Consider the following 25,359-nt stretch of genomic DNA (forward strand, 5'->3'; position numbering starts at 1 on the left):
GACGGCCTCAACTAAAGTCCGGATGTATGGCTGCAATCTTAACCTGGTTCGGGTCATAACAAATGATTGTTTGGCAAACAAGGGGCGTCCATGTATGCATGATAGAATCATTGGATATTATCTGAACATTTATCATTACCAATAAATTGGAATTATGACCTATTTTTGTTATCTATGTGCTATCCCGTGGGTTATTGAAATTGCTATAGCAACCCAATAAATTTTTTTTCTTTATCCTGTTTTTTCATTTCTGTTTAACGTCATTATGATAAGCCATTATATTATAAAAAAACATCTTCTAGAAAATACATAAATTCGATTACAAATTTAAGATAATTTATGTATTTTGTTTTTTATTACAAACAGTTAATTTCTTTGTTTTTTATTGTTTCAATATTTTTACTTTATAATTTTAAAGAAAGAAGTTTTAATTTTAAATTAAATAGGGGTGTTGTTAAAAATGGGATGTAATTATCTCAAATAAAGATATTTCTTCATGGTTAGTACTGAATGGGTTTAAATATAATAATATTTTTTATTTCACGTGTATTGACATTGATTTATTTGAATGTAACCTGATTTGTAATCTAAGTAAAAATATCTTTCCAAAAAATCAGTGTGATTTTTTTCTATAAAGTAAGTTCTAAATGTAAATGTTTTCATTCCTATTGTTTTCTAAGCAGAGTCAAAATTTGCTGTTAACCACATATCACGCAGAAGGTGGTTTTCGGTTAAAAATAAAATTTATACTTTGAAAGGATAATATAATGGCTAACATGACAACAGTTCCTGCTGATAATAAAAATATTATCAAAGGACAACCCTTCAGTGTGGTTGTTTCGATATCTGGTGAAAATAATATTAAGAGTACTGTGGAGGTCAGTGCCACTCTCCCACCGGGTATAACACTAATAAAGAAATTCCCAGGCCAAGTTTATGAGCGAGTATTTTCCCAGCAACTGATATTCCAAGCCGACGAAAGTAGCAATGCTCACAAAATCAAGTTTACCTCAAACTCACCGAGCACAGCAAATACGGAGGTAACCTATAACCCTATTGTTAACCCAGAACTGACTCCAGATACTTGTACACTGAGAGGAGCAGTGGCTTATTTGTATGACTCTACGCCTGCTGGATTAACGGGGAACCCCCCTACAACCAACCCATTTGTTTCAGCATCAATCAATCCGATGTTAAAAAGTGGTGGGCCAATCTCAAACTATGATATTCCGCTTCGTACAACAGCCCCACTGCGAATATTCACCGAGGACATGGTTGAATTTCCTCCTTATAAGACTGATGAGGAAAACTCGTATTATTACTACCTGATACAAAAAACATCAAGTGAGGCGGTGAACCTAAAAATATATGCCACTCAGGGTATTTCTAATTTCGTTGAGCTTGATACGATATTCAATGATGAGGCATACAATCAAAGACAAGTCATATTTATGACAACCGTTCCGACTAGCGAATCCGACAATCTTCAACCACCAGGGATTGAAGAAACATTTTTGTCTTCTACTTTGACAAGGCCAGATGAAGAAGATGATTTTACTTTCCAGGTTCCGAACTACAAGGGGGCCAAAAGCGGTGATTTTGTCATCGGATTTGTGACGGATGATAAAAAAGACGCTTTAAAGAAAGAACTCTTCGTTGGACGGCTAACGGTTTTGGAAAGCGGATATTACAAATTTAAAGTCGCCTACAGTGATCTGTATTCAGGGGATAATCATATTAGCTATGTTGTGCTTAACCAAGCAGGTACACCGGAAAGATCCAAGTTTGATTACATCAATTATGATAACGGCGGTATTAACGGTCCAAATCCCAATGACGAGCACCGGACTTTGGTTGCTCCAAAGATATATGATCAATATGGTCGCTATATTGGAATATATAACCCAATTAATATCAATAGCATCGGCACAAAAGGGCTTGAGGTTCGACTACTATCCGATCCTAGTAATCTAGATCATACAATTGCCGCAGGTGACAGGATCACACTTAAAGTCTATATCTCGCATTATGTCGATATCTATCCAGAAAAAGCCCGTCCTTTACCGATTGTGATGAATTTCACTGTGAAATCGTCAGCCATAGTCAATGGCTATTATACGACTACCATCACGCCCGCTCAACTGATGGGGTATGACGCAGCAGATGGTTATGATGTAGCAGTACTCACGATAGACTACAGTCGTCTTGCCCAGAACCAGAAATCAAAACTGTTCACCAGGAGCTTCGGTACAGTAGCACCAGGGGAAGAGGACTCGGCAGAGTAGCCCCCTAACCAGAATAGGTGACTGCTAATAGCTATTGCTTTTTAGCAGGCACCTCCATAAAGGTAATTGCTTGTAAAAGGTGATAGTATGTCTATAAAGAACACAATATTGAACGCCGTCCTTGTTCCTCTTGCTTTACCACAAAGCTACAATGGTGTTATTGATGAATCAGAACTATCTCAAGATGAACTGGTCACCATAATAAAAAGGTATGAAAAAGTTCGTCTTGGATATCAAATCATTGTTCATCTGACGCCATATCTATCATCAATACCATTTTTTATCACAGATGAAAATATAGAGAATCCAACGTATCAAATAACCATACCTTTTTCTGCTATTCCTTTCGGAAGCTATGATATTTACTATACCATCACTGATTTGGTAGGGAATAAAGCCAAATCTGAAAGTACCCATGTCACAATTAAAAAGTCAGATTCTCAACAACCTTTTCTTGCAGCCACACTAATAATAACCGGATATCAGCCAATCGGTGACGAATACGTAATACTTACAATCCAAATGAACGATAAAAAAACATCAGAGTTAATTAAAAATGAGAATTTTAATTATAAAACAATCCAACCTGAAAATATAAGTTACGTATCAGAAATTGGCTCAAACCCAGATACAATAAACCCAATGACTACAAATGAGTATGGGCAACTTAAAATAAACTTAAAAGGTCAGAAGGGAGGGTATTGCACTATAAAAGTGACGACTGATAAATATGTTGGCAGCATAAAATATACTATGGGACAATTTTAAGGAGATATTATCAATGGCAACGACAACACTTCATTTTCCAGATATTAAAAATGGTTGGTATATATCGTATTTTTTTCAGAAATTCGCTGGATATGATTATACAGTGAAAATACAAGATAGCGCTACTGGGGAAAATTACGCTACTTGGTACAAATCAGGTGAGTGGAATTCTAAAGATTCTAATTCATTTCTATACACAGGAGAAAATGGAAATCTTATATGTATAGTTGATTGTCCATCGAGTAGCCAGCTTGATAATACCTGGGCTGAAAGTCTTATAGTACCAAGTTCGGGAGAGCCAACTCTGGGAAGAACCTATTGTGCAGCCTTTGAAGATCACGGTGGCAAACTCGAATACAATAACCTTTTTGTCTGTCTGGTAGGATGGAAATACAACGACGAATCGTAGGACGTTAACCACTAATAAATTGCTTCGCACCATTTTTTCATCAGAGTAACTCTCTGAAAATTCTCCACCGTGGGCATCCCCCCCCACGGTTTTCTGTTAGTTACAGTGGCACTAATTTAATCACCACATTACCTTTATGCCGACTTTGGCCTTCAGCTCGTAGCTGTCTGCAAAATTATTCAGGCTGGTGTTGGCTGAGGCCTGACCATAGACGGAAGATTTTCCATTATCCCAACTGTAGGAGCCTCCTGCACCCACGTCTCCCCAGATGCGGTCATTACCACTGATAAAGGCAACATCGGCAACGTTAGTCAAGTCATTACGCCCCAAGATCTCCTGATTAATATTGAAAAAACCATATAAATGACTCAAATCATCGTGCCACTTTTGCCGATAGTCTATCGTCGTGCCTATGCGAAATTTCATACTCTCGCTTCGGTCAAAATGGATTTTGGCTCCAAACGGATCATGGAACTCATTCATATCTATAGAAGAGAACACCAGTTGTACTTGTGGGATCAATGACCATGCCTGATTCAAGTCAAGCCCTTGTCCTGCTTCCAGACTCAATGCATACCCCAGAGCGGATCTACTGCTTCCCAAAGGTTGGCTGGCAGTCTTTGAATTTAGGTCGTTGTCAAAGTAGGTTATCTGGGCTAAGCCATCCAAATAAAACTTATTCTTGCCGTACCACGTACTTGTCGTACCCAGCGTATAACCGTTTGCACGAATGTGACCTTCACCATGCACAGAACCGACGTTTGCATCGATATTCGAATATTGCAGGAAAATACCGCCAGTGACTGACCCTTGGTTATTTTCATAAAAACGTCTGTCCATGCCAACCTGAGCACGAACCATGTTATAGGTGGTCGCATCCGCACCGGATGTAGAGACTCGTGGCGACAATTTTCCATAAGAGGCTGTCATTCGTCCCCATACCCCATTGGGCATCTGGCTTGTACTATCGTCTGTGCTGTCTTCACCAGTGGGGTTTCTGAACTCATCTATGTCAGGCACCCGATCCTTACGTCCTCCGGTGCGGTCACGCAGGGACTCTGGCGCATTCAGGGTCTGCAACATTTGTCCATAAGCTTCGTAAACGCTAACTCCGGCCTGATAGTGCTGCGTTGGTTTCGGTACAGGCTCTGGGCTGGGCTTTGAACTGGCCAACGATGAGCGCAGATACCAGTTTTCATCTGAATTGTCGGTGCTATTCTTATAAAGACGGTAGGCATAAGCACCCGCCACAATGGCGGGTTCACCCTTATAACTATAGTCACCAGCTAAAGTGAAAGTTCCGTTTGATGTACCTTTTACATCAACAACTTTGATACCTTCATTCGTCGGCGCACCTTTTCCTCCGGCATTTTTGATCACGAGATGAGTTGAACCCGATGTGTTGCCCTTTATCACAAGTTTGTCAGTCTTTGAGTGATCTCCGCCCAACACAGTTGATAAAGTTACAGTGCCGTTATTTCCCTTGTAATCACCCGCGATAGTCAGTGTACGCCCAACGGTTTTGTTATCTCCGCCAATTAATACTCCGCCACTGTTACTCAAGGCGGAAATTGTCGCATTAAATCCGCCCATATCAAGCGTACCATGTTGCCCGACTGTATAAGGCGAAGTTGGGCTGAGAGCACCCTCTTTGCCCTGACGAAATGTGCCCCTCGGTACTTCTGTCATGCCTGTATAATTATTAGCGCCAGTCAGAACAAGGGTTCCTTCACCGTTTTGAACCAGTTTGCCTTCACCAGTGATATTGCCGCCAAAGGTCACATTATCTGAACGGTCAAAGATAAGAGTACCTTCACTTCCTGAGACGATATTGCCAGAGATACTGCCTTTGGTGCTGCCATCACCTATCTGAAGAACACCTCGTGTAATCTTTGTACCATCGGTGTAATCATTTTCACCCTTCAAAACCAGCTTGCCGTAATCCGTTGTCTCGAGCGTAGCCGAACCCGTTAAGTTTGACTCAATTGTTGCAACCATATCGGTTGCTGACTTCTTCCCCGTTCCAACGCGAATTTTAGCGCTGCCTTTTGGATCATTTTTTAAAGTTAATGGATTACCGCTGATTGTGTAACCGCTGGTGCTAAACTGCATGCCATTTACAGTGACATTGCCACCGCTATTATCGACCTGCACAGTTCCTGCGGTGCCGGAGAAGATGGCAAACAGGTCGGTATTACTCCAGCCTGAATTACGTTCGCCTGTGAGTTTATCTGCTTTTAACGTCCAATTATCCTGTCCGCCGATCTGCCAAACGCCATTACCTCCATCAATTTCACCATTGTTGTGTTTGCTGGTATCACCGCCATCCCAATAGTTCAGGCTCATACCTGCAGTGTTGATGAGATAGACTTTATTTTTTCTATGCGTATCGAGAGAGAGTGAACCCGGTTTTCCACCTGTGAGCAGCGTCGTGCCGTTATCGGTTAATGTGCCACGATAGTTGAATATATCGTATTCACCGATAGAGAAGCCGCCAAGATCCGTGACATCAAACGTTCCTGCCAGTGTCAGATTGCCTTTAACATCAAATAATGCGGACGCGGATACGTTCTCCGCCCCAAGTGATATATCTACATTTGCGCCGTTATTAAAAATAAGATCGTTGCCAAATGTCAAAGTATTACCTTGATGACCGACAAGATGCCCACCGTTTTCAATCGTTGTCGTACTACCGATTAGCCCCGCGCCATCAACCGTTCCCCCTTTTTTAACATTGAAGGTTGAAGTTGTTGTACCTAGCTGCCCATTAACGACAAGAGTTCCCCCTTCGACACTTGTTGATCCTGTATAAGTATTGATACCCGTTAGAGTGGTCGTGCCACTCCCTACTTGGTAAACAGAACCTGTTCCGCTTATGACATGGCTATAAGCCACCTTATCGCTGCGGTTGAAATAAAGGTTTCCTTTATTATCAATGTCATTAGAGACACTGCCTGTTTTATGTCCATCCCCCAGATGTAACGTGCTGCCGGATAATATCTTGGCAGTGCCAACATTCATGTCATGGGTATAGGTAAGATCCAGATTTTCCGTTGTAGCACCTTTTCCCCCGATGGTGACAACTGAATTTTTTGTCCCGGACACATTGCCCTTCAGGGTTGCATTTGGGCCAGACATATAAAGACTGGCACTGCCAAGGCCAAGCTCTACGTTGCCATCAATTGCGCCTGAATTATGAATATCGTTAGTAATGGTGCCATTATTCTTTATAGCGAATTTGTCTCCCTTTATTACGCCCCTATCTAAATTCGTGATGGTATCAACAACGCCTTTATCGTCGATAAAAATGCCATTTCGCTTTCCATATAGCAAGGAGGCATTGGTAATCTGTTTAATTTTGGACGACCTGATATGGGGATTAACATCCAATTGAGCCATGCCTTGCCCAGTGACCTGAATTGCGTCCTGCTCAGCCGTGAACCCTTTACTCCCAGAGTGATTATTCAGGTTTTCGAGGTATCCTCCATTCTGAATCAGAACGCTGTGGTTGGGACCAGTCACTGTTCCATCATTATTGAAAGTGCCGACATTACTGCCAGCGTCGATAACAAACGTTGCTAAAGTAGAGAGGGAATTATTCTTCTGAGATTTCAGTGTTCCAAAATTATGAAGGAGTTTAAGTGTTGAAGTTACAGAAGATATCCCATCAATCGACCCTTCCTGCTGATTTAGGATGGTATCTATTCGTCCATATTGACTATTATCATCTGAGCCACTCGCAGGTTGTATCTGTATTGCATTCAATGAGGCAGTGTCAGTGCTGGAATTAATTGAGCCATAATTATCTAGCATATTCATGTGACCAGAAACCCATACGGTTCCGTTTGTTCCGCTTATGGTTCCGTGATTACGTAACTTTCCAACAGAACCACTGTAAGTTACTGTGACTCCAGTGGTTCCCTGCAAAATTCCGTTATTCTCAATGCTATCAACGGAAATTACTTGTGCCTGATTATTGTTAGTGCCGATATTGACTGCACTGTATTTCAAACCGTAATGATCGAACTCATTTGCTTGCCCTATAGGGGCATCAATCGATGCGTTCTTCTTGATAGTAAGATTTTCGCCTTGTGAGAGATTACAGGGGACTGTCTCATTTCCAGAAATAGTGGTTATTGTATTCGAAGCGCTGCATGACGATGAGTCCGCTATTGCATCAACACTTATCCCCTGAAACAGTAAAGCCACCCTAAGAGTTATTGGAAATACAGCGTGTCTGTATATCTTCATAAGATGGACCCCTAAATAACCTGATTTTCATTTAAAGAATTAAGTGGAACCTACTACAGTATTATTACTGTAGAATACATTTACCACAGCGTCGAGGTCACATATTCAATCCGTTGATTGGCGTTAAACATCGTATTCACATTCAATGGAAGTGCCGATGACTTTATCGTGTATACATGGACGCCCTTTGTTTGCCAAACAATCGTTTGTCATGACCAGAACCCAGTTAAGATTGTAGCCATACATCCGGACTTTAGCTAAGGCCTCAAACTCTCGGCCATGTACCAGCAACGTCGTGGACCTGAAAGACATTTTTTGCCAGATCGATACCAACCGTTGTCATTTTCATGGTGGACGCTCCCGTTATTAAATGGCTGTGTTTAATACACGTCCATTTTGGCACACTGATGCTGCTTGAATGGGTATTCATCCCATTATTTCTATTAAGGGGCCAAGGCCAATAAAACCATCAGACGCTTCAGTGCCTTCTTTGTCCTTGGGCCAAAAACATGGGCGATCACTTTTCGTCTGATTCTGTCGTAAGAATAAAAGAGCCAGCGGGGTTTGTGCTTTGACTTCACATACGACCGTAGCTCATCCATTTTGCAACAGACAATCACTTCAGTGTCGGGAGAAATGGCTTTATTGCCAGAAATGGTAAAGGTCATATTGATGACCAGAATGGGAGCGTCCGTTACAGTGGATCCCTGTAATTGCTTCAATAAATTGATTGTCACGACCCCTAAAAAAGGGGAATAAAGTACCTTAGGCACTTTATTCCCCTCGTAACCAAACTACAAAAATAGGATCGAGTTTTTCACACTCAGATATCAATTCATACACTTAACTGACTAAACCCTGCAAATCCTGCCAGAATGGGCTTCTTCGTGCCAGCTGACGTTGCTCTTCAAGCATGTTCTCAAGTATTTCCAGCGTTGTCAGTGGATTTGCCAGCACGACACGCAAAACCGTTGTTGGCTGTCGATCCCATTGCACGGGTTTAATGCAGGTACGCGAAACAAAAGATTTGCCCGCAGACCACTGCATAGTCTGGATACTTTGGTTAAGCGCATTAAGCGATTCATGCAGCTGCTGTTTCACAGGTTCGGAGCCTTCGTATAGTGCCTGTAATACCATGGGTGGCACATATCGATAGGTCAACAGACAAAGCTGTGGCTCACTGATTAACTCGAAATCCTCTTGCTGGCGGATGAGGGCGGCAAATTGCCGCGCTTTTTCGATGCTTGCATCTATCAGACGAGCCAATCCCTGTCGGCCAATCAGGTGGAAGTTACTGTGCAACATCAGCGACATCGCATTGCGTGAACCTTCCAGAGTGTGGCGTCCCAGATCCTTAGACCCCTTGCGCACAATGTAATTAGCATGTTGGGCGATAGTGTTGGTGAGAGTAGGCTGACGGAACAACACCATGCCTGATCCCATTGGTACATACATTTGCTTATGGGCATCGATCGTTACGGTATCTGCGCGCTCAATACCCGCGAATAAATGCCGATAGCGCTCTGATAGCAAGCTGGCGCCTCCCCAAGCGGCATCCACATGGAAATGACATTGTTCCTGCTCTGCAATATTTGCCAGAATGTTCAGTGGATCGATAGAGCCGGTTTCTGTGGAGCCTGCTATTCCGACAATAGCCATTGGCTTGATATTGCGTTGACGCAGTTTCTGCAATTGGTTGCGCAGGTCATTAATGCAGATCCGCCCATCTCTGTCAGTATCAACTTTTATCAGCGCATCTTGCCCCAAACCAAGTACATCTACAGTTTTTTTCAGCGAATAGTGCCCCAGTTCCGATACCAGAATCGCCAAACCACTATAGCCATAATGCAGCAGTCCTCTGGCTAGCCCTTCGCGTGCAAGACCGGCAAAATCTCCATCGGCTGGCATGAGCTGGTTTCTACATGCCCACATGGCGGTCAGATTAGCCAGCGTTCCACCAGAACAGAAGGTAGCCAGAGCATGGTCACCGTTGTGAAGCCACTGCTTATAGAAAGATTCGTCGCGGTTGTATACCAACTTATGCATCATACCCAGCACCTGACGTTCCAGCGTGGTCAAAATATGCGACGTTTCCAGTTTGACCAAGTTTTGGTTCAGCGCTGTCAATATCTTGCCGAGTGCAGGTAAATGTTTGGGGAGGGCAGATGTCATATGACCAACAAAAGTTGGTGATGATACGGGCACAACATGATTGAGGATATCTTCATGCAAATATTGGGTATAGGTTCTGGTATCAACCGGAAAGTCCGGGATGATCACTGAAGAGAACTTACTTTCAAGCTCTGTCAGTTCGCACATTGGTTTGCTTAACTCGCGGAGACAATAAGTGACAGGGTCACCTGCGATATTTGTTTCCAGTTCGAGCAGTTCTTCCTCACCGACACGAGGAATAAACTGGTCGAGCAGCGTTTGCCATTCTTGCTCATCCAGATTGTCAAGAAAATGCAGCATAGTTTGCCTCTTTAGAGTCACTAATAATATCGATCATATTTTTCTCACACATACGATTCAGCAACTTTACAGTGATCAGCAGATGAGTAGCATGTTTGAAAATATCGTCATAGCAGTCAATCCGTTCCGGCCCAATAAGTTTTATCCGCCCTGACACAGGGCGGCTTTTATTTTACTGATAAGGGCCACATTACTACGAGTTATTATTTATTCATCCTATCGTGCGAATCCATGAGGTTTTACCTGCCTGAACAAGAATGTGGAATTAGGATTGTTCATGTAATCCAATTTCTGCCATAACCCTGTGAGCCATTGCTCAACTTGTGGCATAGATAACATGGTCATATGATTACCGGGCACAAGCATAGTATTCAGTTCTGTGACGTGAAGGTTCCACTGAGTTTCGCGAGTTTTCCTTTCATTCAAATCGCCTTTTTCTGCATTGATCAGATGAACCAGCCCCTCAAAACGAGTGCGGGGTATATAGCCAGTGTTCAGATTAGCCTGCATAACGCGGATGACCCCTTGCAGTAATGACATAGGCGTTTTCGCAGGGAAGAGACCGGCTTTTACCAGGGCATTGTGCAGACACTGAATCTGTTCATCCGGTTCCAGTCCATCAAAATCTTGTCTGGTGAGCGGAAGAGGTTGATTTAATATCATGTTATAGATATCCATCAACTCCACGATCGTCTCAATACGGCTGACTGACTTGAGAACACTGCCTTGCTGATTTGGCTCATCAGTATCGATAAGAATGAGATCAGATACACATTCTCCCTCGGCTTGTAATTGCAGAGCCATCTCAAAAGCAATCCAACCACCAAAAGAGTGGCCTAGCAGATGATAAGGACCATGAGGTTGGATTTGTCGGATATTCTGGATGTAGGCACGGGCAGCACCTTCGACGCTGGTGTAAGGGAAGTTGTGTTCAATAGTAAATCCACGTGCCTGCAAAGCATATACCGGGAGTTGCTGTGGGAACGATAGAGCTAGTTCGAGCAGGCTGGATGGGCTGGCACCTGCCCCAGGCATACAGAATAACGGCGGTACAGATTGAGCCCCTTGTTGAATGATCACGCGTGGATCGAAAGAAGGAACTACCTGTAAGTTTTCGGTGATTGAATCCACTATCTGATTCAGCAAAGGAGGATGCATGATGGAGAAATGCGTGCCACCAATTGGATGGAGTTCTGAATTGTGAGCAACGATGTCTTGCCAACCGCGCCAAATATCTTCGTTAACTAACTCATCCGCGGTATAGAGATGGATCGGCAAAGATGATTTTTGCGCGATATACTCCTGACCAAGTTGTGTTGTCATTTCAGCAGTGTAGAGACGGAGGAGAATATCCTCACGAGTGATACCTGCTGACAACCATTGATGTTCAATGCAGTGATCAAGAACCTGTTCCAAACTATTGAGGTTGTAAAGTGCTTCCAAAGCCGGTTCATCGCCGATATTTTTTTGAGTGCGCAGAGAGTCAATAATTAACTCAATGCGTTTTGCTTCCTTGTCTACAGATTGGACAGCCGTTGTTGCAGGTTCATTACGGTCTTTATCGGAATGATTGTAAGAATCGATCATACCAATAAACTCTACCGTCTCACCGTCACTTGTTAATTGTTGAGCTATTTCATAGGCAATCAAACCACCAATTGACCAGCCCAGCAGACGATAAGGCCCTTGTGGCTGGATACGGCGAATCGCCTGAATATGACAGGTAGCAAGTGCTTCGATTGATACAGGAGGATGCTCGAGTGTATGAATGCCAAGAGCCTGCAACGCATAAACGGGAAGTTCCGGTGGCAGTGAGGCAGCCAGTGGTGAATAAACCAGCGGATCGCCGGAAGTTTCGTGCACCAAAAACAAAGGTAGTAAAGAACCCGTCGGGCTTAGTGGTACAGGGTTTGCATCAAACGGAGATGCAGTGTGGTCAATGTGCTCACCAACGGCCAAAGCAAGATCAGACAACGTAGGATGAGCAAATAAAGTAGTCAATGTAACCTCCATATCTTGTTCACGCATGTGATTCAACAACTGTATAGCAAGCAGCGAGTGGCCGCCAAGTTCAAAGAAATGATCGTGACGACCAACTTGTTCCAATTCCAGCAAGTCTTGCCAGATTTGGGCCAGCGCAGTTTCTGTTTTGCCGATAGGGGATTCATAGCGACGAACCACAAAAGCGGACGGATCGGGAATAGGCAACGCTTGACGGTCGAGCTTGCCATTGGAAGTCAGCGGGAAAGCCTCCAATGTTACAAAAGCGCTGGGCAGCATATAGTCGGCAAGGTACCGGGCGAGCTGTTGGCGCAGTTCTGTTGGCACTAATTCAACGCCAGTTTCAGGACGCAGGTATGCAACCAGACGTTTCTGGTTTCCCTTATTTTTATCAGAATTGTCATAAGAACGGTCTTTGCGCATAAGAACGATGGCTTCACGCACGCCGGGGCATTGCTCCAATTTAGCCTCGATTTCGCCGAGTTCGATACGGAAACCACGCAATTTGACCTGAAAATCATTGCGTCCGAGGTATTCAATATTGCCGTCCGGCAGCCAGCGTCCCAGATCGCCGCTTTTATACATGCGGGTATCTGGCTCTGAAGAAAACGGGTTATTTAGGAAGCGTTCAGCGGTCAATTCAGGGTGATTCAGGTAACCGCGGGCAACACCGGCACCGGCGATATGGATTTCACCGGCGACACCGAGGGGCACGGGCTGACCATGCGGATCAAGAATATAAATCTGGGTGTTGGCAATCGGGCGACCGATAGGAATGGAACGGGCAACATCCACGGGAGATGAAATCGCATAGGTGGCGGCAAACGTAGTGGTTTCCGTTGGTCCATAGCCGTTAATCAGGTGAGCGGGTGGCGATCCCGCCAATTTTACACGTTGAATTTTTCGTGGATCGAGAACATCGCCGCCGATGAGCAGGTAGCGCAACTGCCCAAACAGGGGTTGGAGCGAATCGAGATATTCGTTGAACAAGCCAGCCGTTAACCAGAGGGCGGTGACATGTCCCCGTATCAGAGAATCGCAGAAACGTGCCGGATCGAGTAACGTAGACTGTGAAACTATGTGCAGTCGGCCACCGTTTAACAGGGCAGACCAGATTTCCCAAGTCGAGGCGTCAAAAGCAATATTGGCACAATGGGCAACACAGTCGTTCGCACTAATATCTGCATAACCACTATTGATCACCAGCCGGTTGACACTGCGGTGCTCGACCATCACGCCTTTGGGCTGTCCCGTTGAGCCTGATGTATAAATCACGTAGGCCAGATGGCGTGCTGTCAGGCCCAGCGTTTGAGCATCTGGATTGTGAATCGGTTGTGTCTCCAATAATGCTGCCTGAGTTTCACGCACAACTATAGGTAAGGTTGTCGGCACAATGTCGGACAGTTTTTCGAGTTGGGTTGTTTGGGTCAGTAATACCACGGGAGCGGCATCTTCAATCATATGTGACAGCCGCTCGGTCGGATAGGCAGGATCAAGCGGTACATAAGCCCCGCCTGCCTTAAGGATGCCGAGTAATCCCACAATCATGTCCAGACTGCGTTCAGCACAAATCGCTACCCGATCATCGGGACATACTCCCAGCGAAATAAGGTAATGAGCCAACTGATTGGCACGGCGATTCAATTCGCCATAGCTGATTTTTTGTTCTTCAAACAGTCTTTGTTCTTCAAACAGTTTCTGATTTTCAAACACCAATGCAGTAGCCTCAGGACGGCGTGTTGCCTGAGCTTCAAAAAGCTGGTGGATCAGGGCATCTTGTGGGAAGTCTGCTTGGGTAGCGTTGAAATCTACCAGCAATTGTTGACTTTCTGCCTCCGGCAGCATTGGCAGAGTGGCAATGAGTTGCGTTTCATCAGCAGTCATCGACGCCAGTATATTGGTTAGATAACCGACCATACGTTCAACGGTCGCAGCGTCGAATAGATCGGTAGCATAGGATAAAGCACCAACCAAACCAGCATCCGTTTCGACCAGTGATAATGTTAAATCAAAATGAGAACGGTGGTACGTCTGTTCAAATGGCGCGAACTGTAGCTCAGGTAAAATGAGTTCCTGAGCTGGCGTATTATTTAAGGCCAGCATTACTTGGAAGATGGGGTTATAGCTCAGGCTGCGTTCAGGCTGTAATGCTTCCACCACCTGCTCGAAGGGCAGGTCCTGATGGGCATAGGCGGTAAGTGCCCGTTCCCTAACTTGAGCAAGCAGATCCTCCACATTGAGATCATCATTTAGTCTGACACGCAAGGCCAGCGTATTGACGAAGAAACCAATCAATCCTTCAAGCTCGCTATTTGGGCGATTGGCGACCGGCGTGCCGATGACAATATCATCCTGTCCACTGAGCCGGGCGAGGACGATACTCCATGCACTCAGCACGGTCATGAATAAGGTGCTGTTATGGCGTTGTCCCAGAGTTTTAAGTGATGCCAACAAGGCGGCATCAAGGTGGAAGGAAACCTGATCACCGACATAAGTCTGCACCGCCGGACGTGGCCGATCGGTGGGAAGTGCCAATAAAGCCGGAATATCCTCAAGTTGGGCACACCAGAAATCACGTTGTGCAGCGAGGGTGGTCTCTTTTAACTGTTCATGTTGCCAGACAGCATAATCAGCATATTGGATGGGTAGTGGCGACAAAGGCGCTTCGTGTCCGTCAAGGGCTGCACGGTAGAAGACTCCCAGTTCTCGCACCAGTACACCAATAGACCAGCCGTCAGTGATAATGTGATGGAGGGTGAGCAGCAACACATGCTCGCTGTCTGCCAATTGCAGCAGTTGACCCCGGATCAGCGGGCCCTGCACAAAATCAAAAGGCGTTTGCGCCTCAAGATTGGCGAGCGCAGTAATACGGTCAGAGTGCAAAGCCGGCTCAAGCTGGCGCCAATCGTGGCCGGACAGGGCAAAACCAATGTCGGCCGGGTCGATATGCTGGCAGGGGTGGCCTTCAACCAGCACAAAGCGCGTACGCAGGCTTTCGTGGCGGGCAACCAGACGGTCAAGCGCCGTGGTCAGCGCGTGGGGGTTAAGCTGGCCGGTCAGACGCAAGGCTACCGGAAGATGGTAGGCCTGGCTGGCGGCCGGGTCGAGCTGGCCGAGGAACCACAAACGCTGCTGGGCAAAGGAGAGCGGCAACGGCTGGCGGCGGTCTGCCGTGGGAATCACCGCCTGCGGGGTGGCCGCCGCGTCAGCCAGTGCCAGGGCCAGCGTCATCAGAACCGGCTGGGCGAAGAGCGCCTGTAACGGTAACTCCCGCGCCAGCGTCCGGCGTATCCGCGCGCCGAGCTGGACGGCCAGCAGGGAATGCCCGCCCAGTTCAAAGAAGTGGTCATGGCGGCCCACCCGCTCCAGCCCCAGCAAGTCCTGCCAGATTTGCGCCAGTACGGTTTCCATTTCTCCCTCCGGCGCGGCATAGCTGCGGGTGACCACGGCAGACGCCTCCGGTGCCGGCAGGGCTGGGCGGTCCAGTTTGCCATTGGGGGTCAGCGGGAAGGTTTTCAGTGTCACAAAGGCACTGGGCAGCATATAGTCGGCCAGATGCCGGGCAAGTTGCTGGCGCAAGGCGGCCGGCACCAGTTCAGCGCCCGCCAGGGGCCGCAGGTAAGCCACCAGCCGCTTTGCCCCCGGCTCGTCTTCGCGGGCAATCACCACCACTTCGCGCACGCCGTGACACCGCATCAGTTGTGCCTCGATTTCCCCCAGCTCAATGCGGAAGCCGCGTAATTTAACCTGAAAATCATTGCGGCCGAGGTATTCGATATTGCCGTCGGGCCGCCAGCGGCCGAGGTCACCGGTTTTGTACATGCGGGCTTCCGGCCTGGCGGAGAACGGGTCAGCCAGGAACCGCTCGGCAGTCAGTGCCGGCCGGTTCAGGTAGCCACGGGCCACGCCGGCCCCGGCAATGTAAATTTCCCCCGTGACCCCCAGCGGCACGGGCTGGCGGTATGGGTCAAGGATATAAATTTGGCTGTTGGCTATCGGGCGGCCGATGGGGGGCAGGGTTGGCCAGTGTGTAATGTCTTTGTCCAATGGGTATGCAGTGACGACATGGCTTTCCGTCGGGCCGTAGTGATTGTGTAACCGGCAATTGCCGGCACGTTGCAGGAAACGCTGGATAGCTGGGGTAATGCGCAGTTGCTCACCGGCGGTAACAATGTGGGCCAGACAGGAGAAATCCCCCTCACAGTGAACCGCGGCTTCAGCAAGGTGCTGGAGGGCAATGTAGGGCAGGAAAATCCGGTTAACCTGTTTTTGCTCAATCAGCCGCAGGGCCTGTTGTGGCTCCCGCCGCAGGGCTTCATGCATCAAGACCAGACAGCCGCCTTCACTCAGGGTGGTGAAGATTTCCTGAAAGGCGACATCGAACCCCAGTGCGGCAAATTGCAGGGTTCTGCCGGTGCCGGCGGGCAGGGAAGGGGCTGGTTGTGAATGTGAAGGCGTATGGCGGTGCCATTGCAGCAAGTTCGACAAGGCCGCCAGCGGCATCTCCACGCCTTTGGGCAAGCCGGTCGAGCCGGAGGTGTAAATCACATAGGCCAGATGACACGGTGTCAGTCCCAGCGCCGGCGTGTCGGGATTGTGAGCCGGGTAAGTAGCCAGCGCGGGGTCTGGCACATCCAACAACACGGTCAGGTAGCCGGCTTCGGCAGGGGGGACGGCGGTGTTCAGCATGTCGGCGAAGGCGGACTGGGTGAGCAAGGCCACCGGTGCCGCATCCTTGAGCATATAGGCCAGCCGTTCGGTCGGGTAGGCCGGGTCGAGCGGGACATAAGCGCCACCGGCCTTGAGGATAGCCAGCAGGCCCACCACCATCTCCAGGCTGCGTTCCACACAGATTGCCACCCGTTCATCCGGCCGCACGCCCAGCGTAATCAGATGATGGGCCAGCTGGTTGGCGCGGCGGTTGAGTTCACCATAGCTGAGGGTTTGCTCATCAAAGATGACTGCCGGTGCCGCGGGCTGCCGGGCTGCCTGCGCTTCAATCCGGGGGTGGATGAAGGCCGCGGGCGGGCCATCCAGCCGGGTGGCATTGAAATCCACCAAAAGTTGCTGTTTTTCCGATTCTGGCAGCATTGGTAGGGTGGCAAGGATTTGCGTCTCATCAGCAACCATTGCTGCCAGTATATTTTGTAAGTAACCAGCCATGCGCTCAATGGTTGCGGAATCGAACAAGTCAGCGGCATAGGTCATGCCACCGAGCAAACCAGATTCGGTTTCGGTTAGTGATAATGTTACGTCAAAGTAGGCACCGTGATGTGCCTGTTCAATTGATGTAAGCTGCAAATCAGGCAATACCAGTTTCTGGGCCGGCGTATTGTTCAGGGTCAGCATTACCTGAAATATAGGGCTGTAGCTTAAGCTACGTTCCGGCTGCAATGCTTCCACCACTTGCTCGAAAGGCAGATCCTGATGGGCATAGGCGGCAAGTGCTCGTTCCTGAACCTGTGTAAGCAAATCCGCCACACTGAGGTCATCATTTAATTTGACGCGCAAAGCCAGTGTATTGACGAAGAAACCTATCAACCCCTCAAGCTCATGGTGCGGGCGGTTGGCAACGGGTGTGCCGATGACAATATCATCCTGACCACTGAGTCGGGCGAGGACGATACTCCATGCACTCAGCATGGTCATGAAGAGTGTGCTGTTATGGCGTTGTCCCAGCGCCTTCAGTGATGCCAATAATGTAGCATCAAGGTGGAAAGAGATTTGGTCACCGACATAAGTTTGTACTGCCGGGCGTGGCCGGTCGGTGGGAAGAGTCAGTAAAGCCGGAGCATCGTCAAGCTGGGCACACCAGAAATCACGCAGTGCAGTGAACGTCGTGCCTTGTAATTGCTCATGCTGCCAGACAGCATAATCAATATATTGAATAGGCAGAGGTGGTAAGGGGTCATCATTACCATCAAGAGCTGCACGATAGAAGACACCCAATTCGCGCACCAGTACACCAATAGACCAGCCGTCAGTGATAATGTGATGTAGAGTAAGCAGTAATACATGCTCTTTGTCCGCCAGTTGCAGCAGTTGACCACGAATAAGCGGGCCTTGGGCGAAATCAAAGGGCGTCTGGGCTTCAAGATTGGCGAGTTCGGCAACCCGACTGGTATGCAAGGCAGGATCAAGCTGGCGCAGATCATGGCAGGACAGGGCAAAACCAATATCAGCAGGATCAATATGCTGGCAGGGTTGTCCTTCAATTAACTGCCCTGCTATCGATACAAAACGCGTGCGCAGGCTTTCATGGCGGGCGACCAAACGGTCAAGTGCAATAGCCAGGGCATGACGATCAAGCGAACCGGTAAGGCGCAATGCCGCAGGCAGATGATAGGCCTGACTGGCGGCCGGATCGAGCTGACCGAGGAACCACAAACGTTGTTGGGCAAAGGAGAGCGGCAATGGTTGGCTGCGGTCAGCTGTGGGAATAACAGTCTGAATGGCTGTGGCTGCCTCAGTGAGCGTATGAGCCAGCAGCATCAGGACAGGCTGATCAAAGAGTTTCTGTAACGGCAATTCTAGCGCCAGTGTCTGGCGTATACGTGCGACAAATTGGACAGCCAGCAGAGAATGCCCACCCAGATCAAAGAAATGATCATGGCGGCCCACCCGCTCCACACCCAGCAATTCTTGCCAGATTTGTGCCAGCGCTGTTTCTGTTTCTCCCCTTGGTTCGGCATAGCTGCGAGTCACCACCGCAGACGAATCCGGCGCAGGAAAAGCCTGACGGTTGAGTTTGCCATTGGCAGTCAGTGGGAAAGTCTCAAGCGTCACAAAAGCACTGGGCAACATATATTCAGCCAGATGCTGGGCGAGTTGCTGACGCAGTTCAGCGGGAATCAGTTCAACACCATCCTGTGGGCGCAGATAGGCAACCAAGCGCTTCTGTCCCGGCTCATCTTCGCGGGCAAGAACTACCGCCTCGCGTACTCCGTGGCATTGCATCAGGCTGGCTTCGATTTCACCCAGTTCGATGCGGAAACCACGCAATTTGACCTGAAAATCATTGCGGCCGAGATATTCGATATTGCCATCGGGCAACCAGCGGCCGAGGTCACCAGTCTTGAACATGCGAGCGTCTGGATCCGTACTGAACGGGTCGCTGAGAAAACGTTCAGCAGTCAATTCAGGGCGATTCAAGTAACCACAAGCAACTCCCGCGCCGGCGATATAAATTTCTCCCGTCACGCCAAGGGGAACAGGTTGACTGCGGGAATCGAGAATATAGCTCTGAGTATTGGCAATCGGTCGGCCAATCACTGAAACCTCCGGCACACCTGATTCAGCAGAATACTCATACCAAGTGGCATCACCATTAATTTCTGACGAACCATAGAAATTAAGCAACCGGAGCCAGGGGCAATCTGTCACAACTTGTCGTGCCAGCTCAGGTGCCAGACGTTCTCCGCTGCAAATCAATGTCCTGATTGATTTCAGATGGTTATTTCTATCACGATGATTATCACGATTAATACCATGATCCTGCATCAAGAGTTTCAATAGCGAAGGAACAACCACCAAACAGTTAACACCAAAACGCTGCAAATTTTCACTGAAACAAACAGGGTCTTTCACTTCATGATTGTTGAAAACCACCAACTTGCCACCAGACAACAACACACCCAGCGTTTCAGTCAGTGAATCGACAAAGCTGATACTGGTTTTCACGGCACCCACCAATGGAGATGTCACGATGTCCCGGATGAACCACAACAGCCGGTTGCACAAGGCGCTGTGGCTACTCATCACCCCTTTCGGCTGACCTGTAGAGCCTGAGGTGTAAACAACATAAGCCAGATGGTGAGCGGTCAGACCGGATGTCTCCGGATTATGATCCGGCCGCATCGCCATAGCGGGATCTTGGGCGTCGAGTATTATTACGGGAGTGGAACCCGTAGGTATGGAACCGGCAGATTCAGTGCTTGTAAAGATATCAAGAAATGCCATTTGGCTCAGTATTACCACCGGTGCTGAGTTTTCAAGCATATATGCCAGCCGTTCGGTTGGATAAGCCGGATCGAGTGGCACATAGGCACCGCCAGCCTTGAGGATACCAAGCAGGCCTATCACCATTTCCAGACTGCGTTCGACACACATCGCTACCCGATCATCCGGGCGTACACCCAACGCAATCAAATGATGGGCCAGTCGATTGGCACGGCGATTTAGCTCATCATAGCTGAGTGATTGCTCTCCACACACCACGGCGATATCAGCAGGGTGACATGTTGCTTCGGTTTCAAATAATTGATGGATCAGAACATCCTGCGGGAAATCTGCTTTGGTAGCATTAAAATCTGTCAGCAGTTGTTGTTGCTCCGAGACGGGCAGAACTGGCACTTGTAGTATGGGGAGTTGCGGGTTATGGATGAGAGCATCAATCAGGCCGCCAATGGCGGTCACCAGATAACCCGTCATGCGTGCAGGATCAATACTCGTTACCGTTTGAGCGGTTAAATGGAAACCAATACCCATATCATCCACCGATAGGGTAATTGGAAAGTTAGTTCGTTCTTCTGCCGCTAAGATACGCACCCCTGCCCAAGTCGAATCAACCGTTTCTGCATCACCGGATTGACCATTATCCATGTGACTATGGCGATAGTTCAGCAAGGCGCTGAACAGTGGCATTGGTTGCGCCACACCACTGCATCGTTGTGCCAGCGATAGCGGTGCCTGCTCATGCTCCAGTAACGTTGTCAGATTGTGATAGGCGGCCTGTACCGCTTCTTGCACGTTGAGTCCGGTCAGCGCAATCCGCATCGGCAGGGTGTTGATAAACAGACCCAATATTCTGTTGGCTCCGGCGATCCCCTGTAAGCGCCCCAATAATACGGAACCAAAGACCACATCGTTGTGACCGCTGGTCTGGGCCAGTACTAGTGCCCACGCAACATGGAACAGAACACTGGTGCTGACTCCCAAACGGCGGGCCTGAAAGCGAATAGCTTCCGCCAGAATGGGGGAGAGCGAAAGGCTGTCTTCAATGATAGAACTATTATCGCTTTGTATTTTTAATAATCCGAATGGTGCAGTTGGTTCATCAACATCAGCAAACTGGCTACGGAAATAGGCTTCATGCTCTGTGATTGGTACGCTTAAAGCCTGAGCAATAAAATCGCGATAAGGCAGTGCAGCGGGCAGCATTTTGGCATTTCCCTGCAACACTTGGGCAATTTCAGCGAAAATCAGTTCCAATGTGACATGATCGCTGACCAAATGGTGAAAACGCAGAGACAACAGCCATTCATCGTGTGCTGGATTGTGGGCAATATCAGCGAAAAACAAGGGAGCACGGCTCAGGCCGAGACGGTGCTTGCGGGGATCTGTGTAGGCCCGCAGTTGTGACAAAGCATCTTGTGATAAAGCGTCATCCGGTGTTGTTGAAATAGGGGCTGAAATTAATGCTGGCGTAAACACATTGATATGCAGCGGTGCCTGACGCCAAACTACTTGAACTGGCTGAGCCAGATCTTGCCAATAAGCGGAAGTGCGTAAAATATCATGGCGATCGATAATTTGTTGCAGGGCATCCAAAAAGATATCGAGACGTTTGCGGGTATCGAAAGTAAGCAGACTTTGCAGCAGATAATCATCACCTTGTGTCTGTAACAAGTGTTGGAAGAGGATACCTTCCTGCAAGGGAGCCAGTGGGTAGATATCCTGAACATTGCTTGCTCCTCCGGGGATGGCCCTGATAATGGCGTTGATCTCGGTTTGTGACAACGAAACCAAAGGCAGCATATCGGGAGTAATGGCAGTACAGCCTTCGGGTATAAGATTGGGTGGCACTTCGAAAGCGCAAGTGTTGTCCTGATATGCCAGAATGGTTTGCGCCAGCTCACTCAGGATTGGGCTGGCAAACACACTGCGTACATCGAGCCGCCAGCCGAGGTTGTGCAGTTGTTCAATCAGGTTGACGATCATCAGCGAGTGGCCGCCGAGTTCAAAGAAATGATCATGACGGCCGACTTGTTCCAGTCCCAGCAAATTTTGCCAGATCTTGACCAAAGCTGTTTCCACTTCTCCGACTGGCGCTTCATATCCGCGTGTTGCCACTGCAGACGCATCAGGGGCAGGCAGTGCCTGACGATCGAGTTTGCCATTGGGCGTCATAGGAAAAGCATCAAGCGTGATAAAAGCACTGGGCAGCATATAGTCGGCAAGATGCTGGGCAAGTTGCTGGCGCAATTCTGCCGGAATCAGTTTTGCACCGTCCTGAGGTCGCAGATAAGCGACCAGCCGTTTTTGATTTCTTTTGTTTTCATCAGAAATATCCTGTGCCTCCAAGATATCTTCACGGGCAAGAACGACGGCTTCGCGCACACCATGACATTGCATGAGTTGTGCTTCGATTTCGCCGAGTTCAATCCGGAAGCCACGCAATTTAACCTGAAAATCGTTACGGCCAAGATATTCGATATTGCCATCAGGCAACCAGCGTCCCAGATCGCCGGTTTTATACATGTGGGCGTTCGGATCTGAAGAAAATGGATTGGTGAGGAAGCGCTCAGCAGTCAATTCTGGGCGATTCAGATAGCCACGGGCAACACCCGCGCCAGCGATATAAATTTCGCCGGTGACACCAATGGGAACAGGATGACCATTGGCATCGAGAATATAAATCTGAGTGTTGGCAACCGGGCGACCAATATGTGTGGCAGTACCCGTCGTCCGATTTATGCGTGTCCATGTCGAATAGGTTGTCGTCTCTGAGGGACCATATAGATTGCACACATTTTGTATGGAAGAACGGGCAAACAAATGTTCAACAATATGGGGTTTCAGCGCTTCACCAGCCAAATTGATGGTTTTAACCAGTGGAGGAACGGCGTTGGTTTCAAGCAAATGCGTGATGGCTGACGGCACCGTATTGATTAGACTGATTTCTGGTTTTTTGAAAGAATGCCCTGTAGATGATCGCTCAGTAGTGATTAGTGACAGTACGTCAGGAACAATATGAACCGTGCCACCGGAAATAAGTGGCGCAAAGCATTCGTATACCGACAAATCAAAATTAAATGAAGTCGCAAACAGAGTATGGGCCAACTCCTCAGGGCTGAAAGTTCGTTGTGCCCAAGTGAGGAAATTGACCGCATTGCGATGAGTAATCGCGACTCCTTTTGGCAGCCCGGTGGAGCCAGAAGTGTAAATCACATAGGCCAGATGACCTGACGTTAAGCCCAGAGCCTGAACATCAGGATTAACTGCTGACCGGTCTTCAATCGACTGAGCCTCAATAAATGGTTTTTGGTGATCAAGTATGTTGTCGATAAATACCGTAGGCACGGAGCTGGTTAGTCTGTCGGCGAGTATTTTCTGGGTAATAATGGCTACCGGAGCCGCATCCTCAAGCATATACACCAACCTGCTTGTTGGATAAGCGGGATCGAGCGGAACATAAGCCCCTCCCGCTTTGAGAATAGCAAGCAATCCCACCACCATTTCCAGACTGCGTTCAACACAAATTGCCACTCTGGTATCTGGTTGCACGCCGAGTTCAATCAGATGATGAGCCAGACGATTCGCACGAAAGTTCAATTCGCTATAGCTGAGAGAGTGTTCTCCATACACTATCGCTGTAGCATTGGGTGTTTGTACTGCTTGCGCTTCAAACAATTGGTGAATCAGGGCATCCTGTGGGAAATCAGCCTGGGTAGCATTGAACTCCACCAACAATTGTTGGCGTTCTGAATCTGATAACATCGGCAGGTCGGCAATAAGTTGTGTTTTATCGCTTGTCATTGCTACCAGAACCCGCTGCAAATGGCCGATCATGCGCTCTATGGTTGAAGAATCGAATAAATCAACGGCATATACCAGTTCACCAAACAGCCCGTGCTCTGTTTCGGTCAGTGATAATGTCATGTCGAAGTGGGTACTGTGGCGTACCTGTTCAACCGGGGTGAGTTGCAGGCCGGGCAGTGTCAGCGCTTTGGCTGGTGTGTTATTCAAGGCCAGCATCACCTGAAAGATCGGGCTGTAGCTCAGGCTGCGTTCAGGCTGTAGAGCTTCTACTATCTGCTCAAAAGGCAGATCCTGATGGGCGTAGGCGGCAAGCGCCCGTTCGCGGACTTGTGTCAACAGATCAGCAACGGTAGTGGTGTTACTCAATGTAACGCGTAAAGCCAGTGTGTTGACGAAGAAACCAATCAGCCCTTCAAGTTCATGATGTGGGCGGTTGGCGACAGGGGTGCCGATAACAATATCACTCTGACCACTGAGTCGGGCGAGGACGATGCTCCAGGCTGCCAGTATGGTCATAAACAGGGTAGTGTTATGGCGCTGCCCAAATGTTTTAAGTGATTCCAGTAGAGCAGCATCGAACTGAACAGGTAGGTGGTTCCCCGCATAAGTCTGTACTGGTGGGCGAGGCCGATCAGTGGGCAGATCCAGCAAGGCAGGGATACCTTCGAGTTGTTCACACCAGAAATTGCGTTGCTTGGTAAGGACGCTTCCTTGCAGCCACTCACGCTGCCAGACAGCATAATCGGCATACTGAATGGAAAGTGGTGCAAAGGGAGTGTCATGTTTGTCAGTATCGTGATCATCAGAATTATGCTTGTCGAGGGCAGCGCGATAGAAAGTCCCCAATTCATGCACCAAGACACCAATAGACCAACCGTCAGAGATGATGTGATGCTGAGTGAGTAATAACACATGTACTTCATCTGTCAGTTGTAATAATTGACCACGGAGCAGCGGGCCTTTAGCCAAATCGAAAGGTGTCTGAGCTTCAAGGGCCGCAAGTTCAGCGATGTGGTGAGTATGTATTTCTGAGTCCAGAGAACGTAGATCCTGATAAGACAAGGCAAAGCCGATATCAGCAGAGTCAATGTATTGGCAGGGTTGCCCTTCGACAAGTATGAAACGGGTACGCAGGATTTCATGGCGGGCAATCAGGTGATTGAGCGCGGTAGTCAGGGCATCATGATTAAGTTGGCCGGTCAGGCGCAGCGCTACCGGAATATGATAGGCCAGGCTGGCGGCAGGATCGAGCTGATTAAGGAACCACAGGCGTTGCTGGGAGAAAGACAATGGCAGAGGACGATCACGGGCTACCTGCTTGATTGGAGGCCGCTTCTGATGCTTCTGATTTTGTAATTGTTCTTTAATTTTCTTTTTTAAAATCGCACGTTTCAGATTTTCGCGATTCATGTC

At 48.1% G+C, this 25,359-nt stretch carries 8 protein-coding genes; 3 read left to right on the top strand and 5 right to left on the bottom strand.

The annotated features are described in order from the left end of the window. The first annotated feature begins 767 nt into the window (after positions 1–767). From Xvie_RS09765 to Xvie_RS09775, 3 genes are all read left to right on the top strand, one after another. Positions 768–2,285 carry a hypothetical protein gene (locus tag Xvie_RS09765; protein ID WP_086109141.1) on the top strand — a complete coding sequence of 506 codons (1,518 nt, stop codon included), beginning with the start codon at positions 768–770 and terminating at the stop codon, positions 2,283–2,285. 87 nt (positions 2,286–2,372) lie between these two features. Continuing rightward, positions 2,373–3,053, top strand: coding sequence for a hypothetical protein (locus Xvie_RS09770; protein WP_086109142.1), 681 nt, complete (start codon positions 2,373–2,375; stop codon positions 3,051–3,053). A gap of 13 nt (positions 3,054–3,066) precedes the next feature. Next, positions 3,067–3,462 carry a hypothetical protein gene (locus Xvie_RS09775; protein ID WP_086109143.1) on the top strand — a complete coding sequence of 132 codons (396 nt, stop codon included), beginning with the start codon at positions 3,067–3,069 and terminating at the stop codon, positions 3,460–3,462. Positions 3,463–3,582: 120 nt separating this feature from the next. Here the strand turns inward: Xvie_RS09775 and Xvie_RS09780 are convergent, their stop codons facing one another. From Xvie_RS09780 to Xvie_RS09795, 5 genes are all read right to left on the bottom strand, one after another. Next, positions 3,583–7,713: an autotransporter outer membrane beta-barrel domain-containing protein gene (locus Xvie_RS09780; RefSeq protein WP_086109144.1), complete on the bottom strand. Its 4,131-nt coding sequence runs from the start codon at positions 7,711–7,713 to the stop codon at positions 3,583–3,585. 123 nt (positions 7,714–7,836) lie between these two features. Continuing rightward, positions 7,837–8,025, bottom strand: a complete 189-nt coding sequence (locus Xvie_RS20950; RefSeq protein WP_139838840.1) for a hypothetical protein — start codon at positions 8,023–8,025, stop codon at positions 7,837–7,839. A gap of 131 nt (positions 8,026–8,156) precedes the next feature. Continuing rightward, positions 8,157–8,486 carry an IS1 family transposase gene (locus Xvie_RS09785; RefSeq protein WP_086109145.1) on the bottom strand — a complete coding sequence of 110 codons (330 nt, stop codon included), beginning with the start codon at positions 8,484–8,486 and terminating at the stop codon, positions 8,157–8,159. 70 nt (positions 8,487–8,556) lie between these two features. Then, entirely contained in the window at positions 8,557–10,185 is a 1,629-nt protein-coding gene (gene panP, locus Xvie_RS09790) for a pyridoxal-dependent aspartate 1-decarboxylase PanP (protein WP_086109146.1), read from the bottom strand. 216 nt (positions 10,186–10,401) lie between these two features. Next, positions 10,402–25,356 (bottom strand): non-ribosomal peptide synthetase, encoded by a 14,955-nt coding sequence (locus Xvie_RS09795; protein WP_244175562.1) that lies wholly within the window; start codon positions 25,354–25,356, stop codon positions 10,402–10,404. Positions 25,357–25,359: the final 3 nt, after the last annotated feature.

The sequence above is a fragment of the Xenorhabdus vietnamensis genome (assembly GCF_002127535.1).
Classification (GTDB): domain Bacteria; phylum Pseudomonadota; class Gammaproteobacteria; order Enterobacterales; family Enterobacteriaceae; genus Xenorhabdus; species Xenorhabdus vietnamensis.

Coding starts and splice junctions, on each gene's coding strand:
- Xvie_RS09765 (WP_086109141.1), top strand. CDS start 768: ATGGCTAACATGACAACAGTTCCTGCTGATAATAAAAATATTATCAAA.
- Xvie_RS09770 (WP_086109142.1), top strand. CDS start 2,373: ATGTCTATAAAGAACACAATATTGAACGCCGTCCTTGTTCCTCTTGCT.
- Xvie_RS09775 (WP_086109143.1), top strand. CDS start 3,067: ATGGCAACGACAACACTTCATTTTCCAGATATTAAAAATGGTTGGTAT.
- Xvie_RS09780 (WP_086109144.1), bottom strand. CDS start 7,713: ATGAAGATATACAGACACGCTGTATTTCCAATAACTCTTAGGGTGGCT.
- Xvie_RS20950 (WP_139838840.1), bottom strand. CDS start 8,025: ATGTCTTTCAGGTCCACGACGTTGCTGGTACATGGCCGAGAGTTTGAG.
- panP (WP_086109146.1), bottom strand. CDS start 10,185: ATGCTGCATTTTCTTGACAATCTGGATGAGCAAGAATGGCAAACGCTG.
- Xvie_RS09795 (WP_244175562.1), bottom strand. CDS start 25,356: ATGAATCGCGAAAATCTGAAACGTGCGATTTTAAAAAAGAAAATTAAA.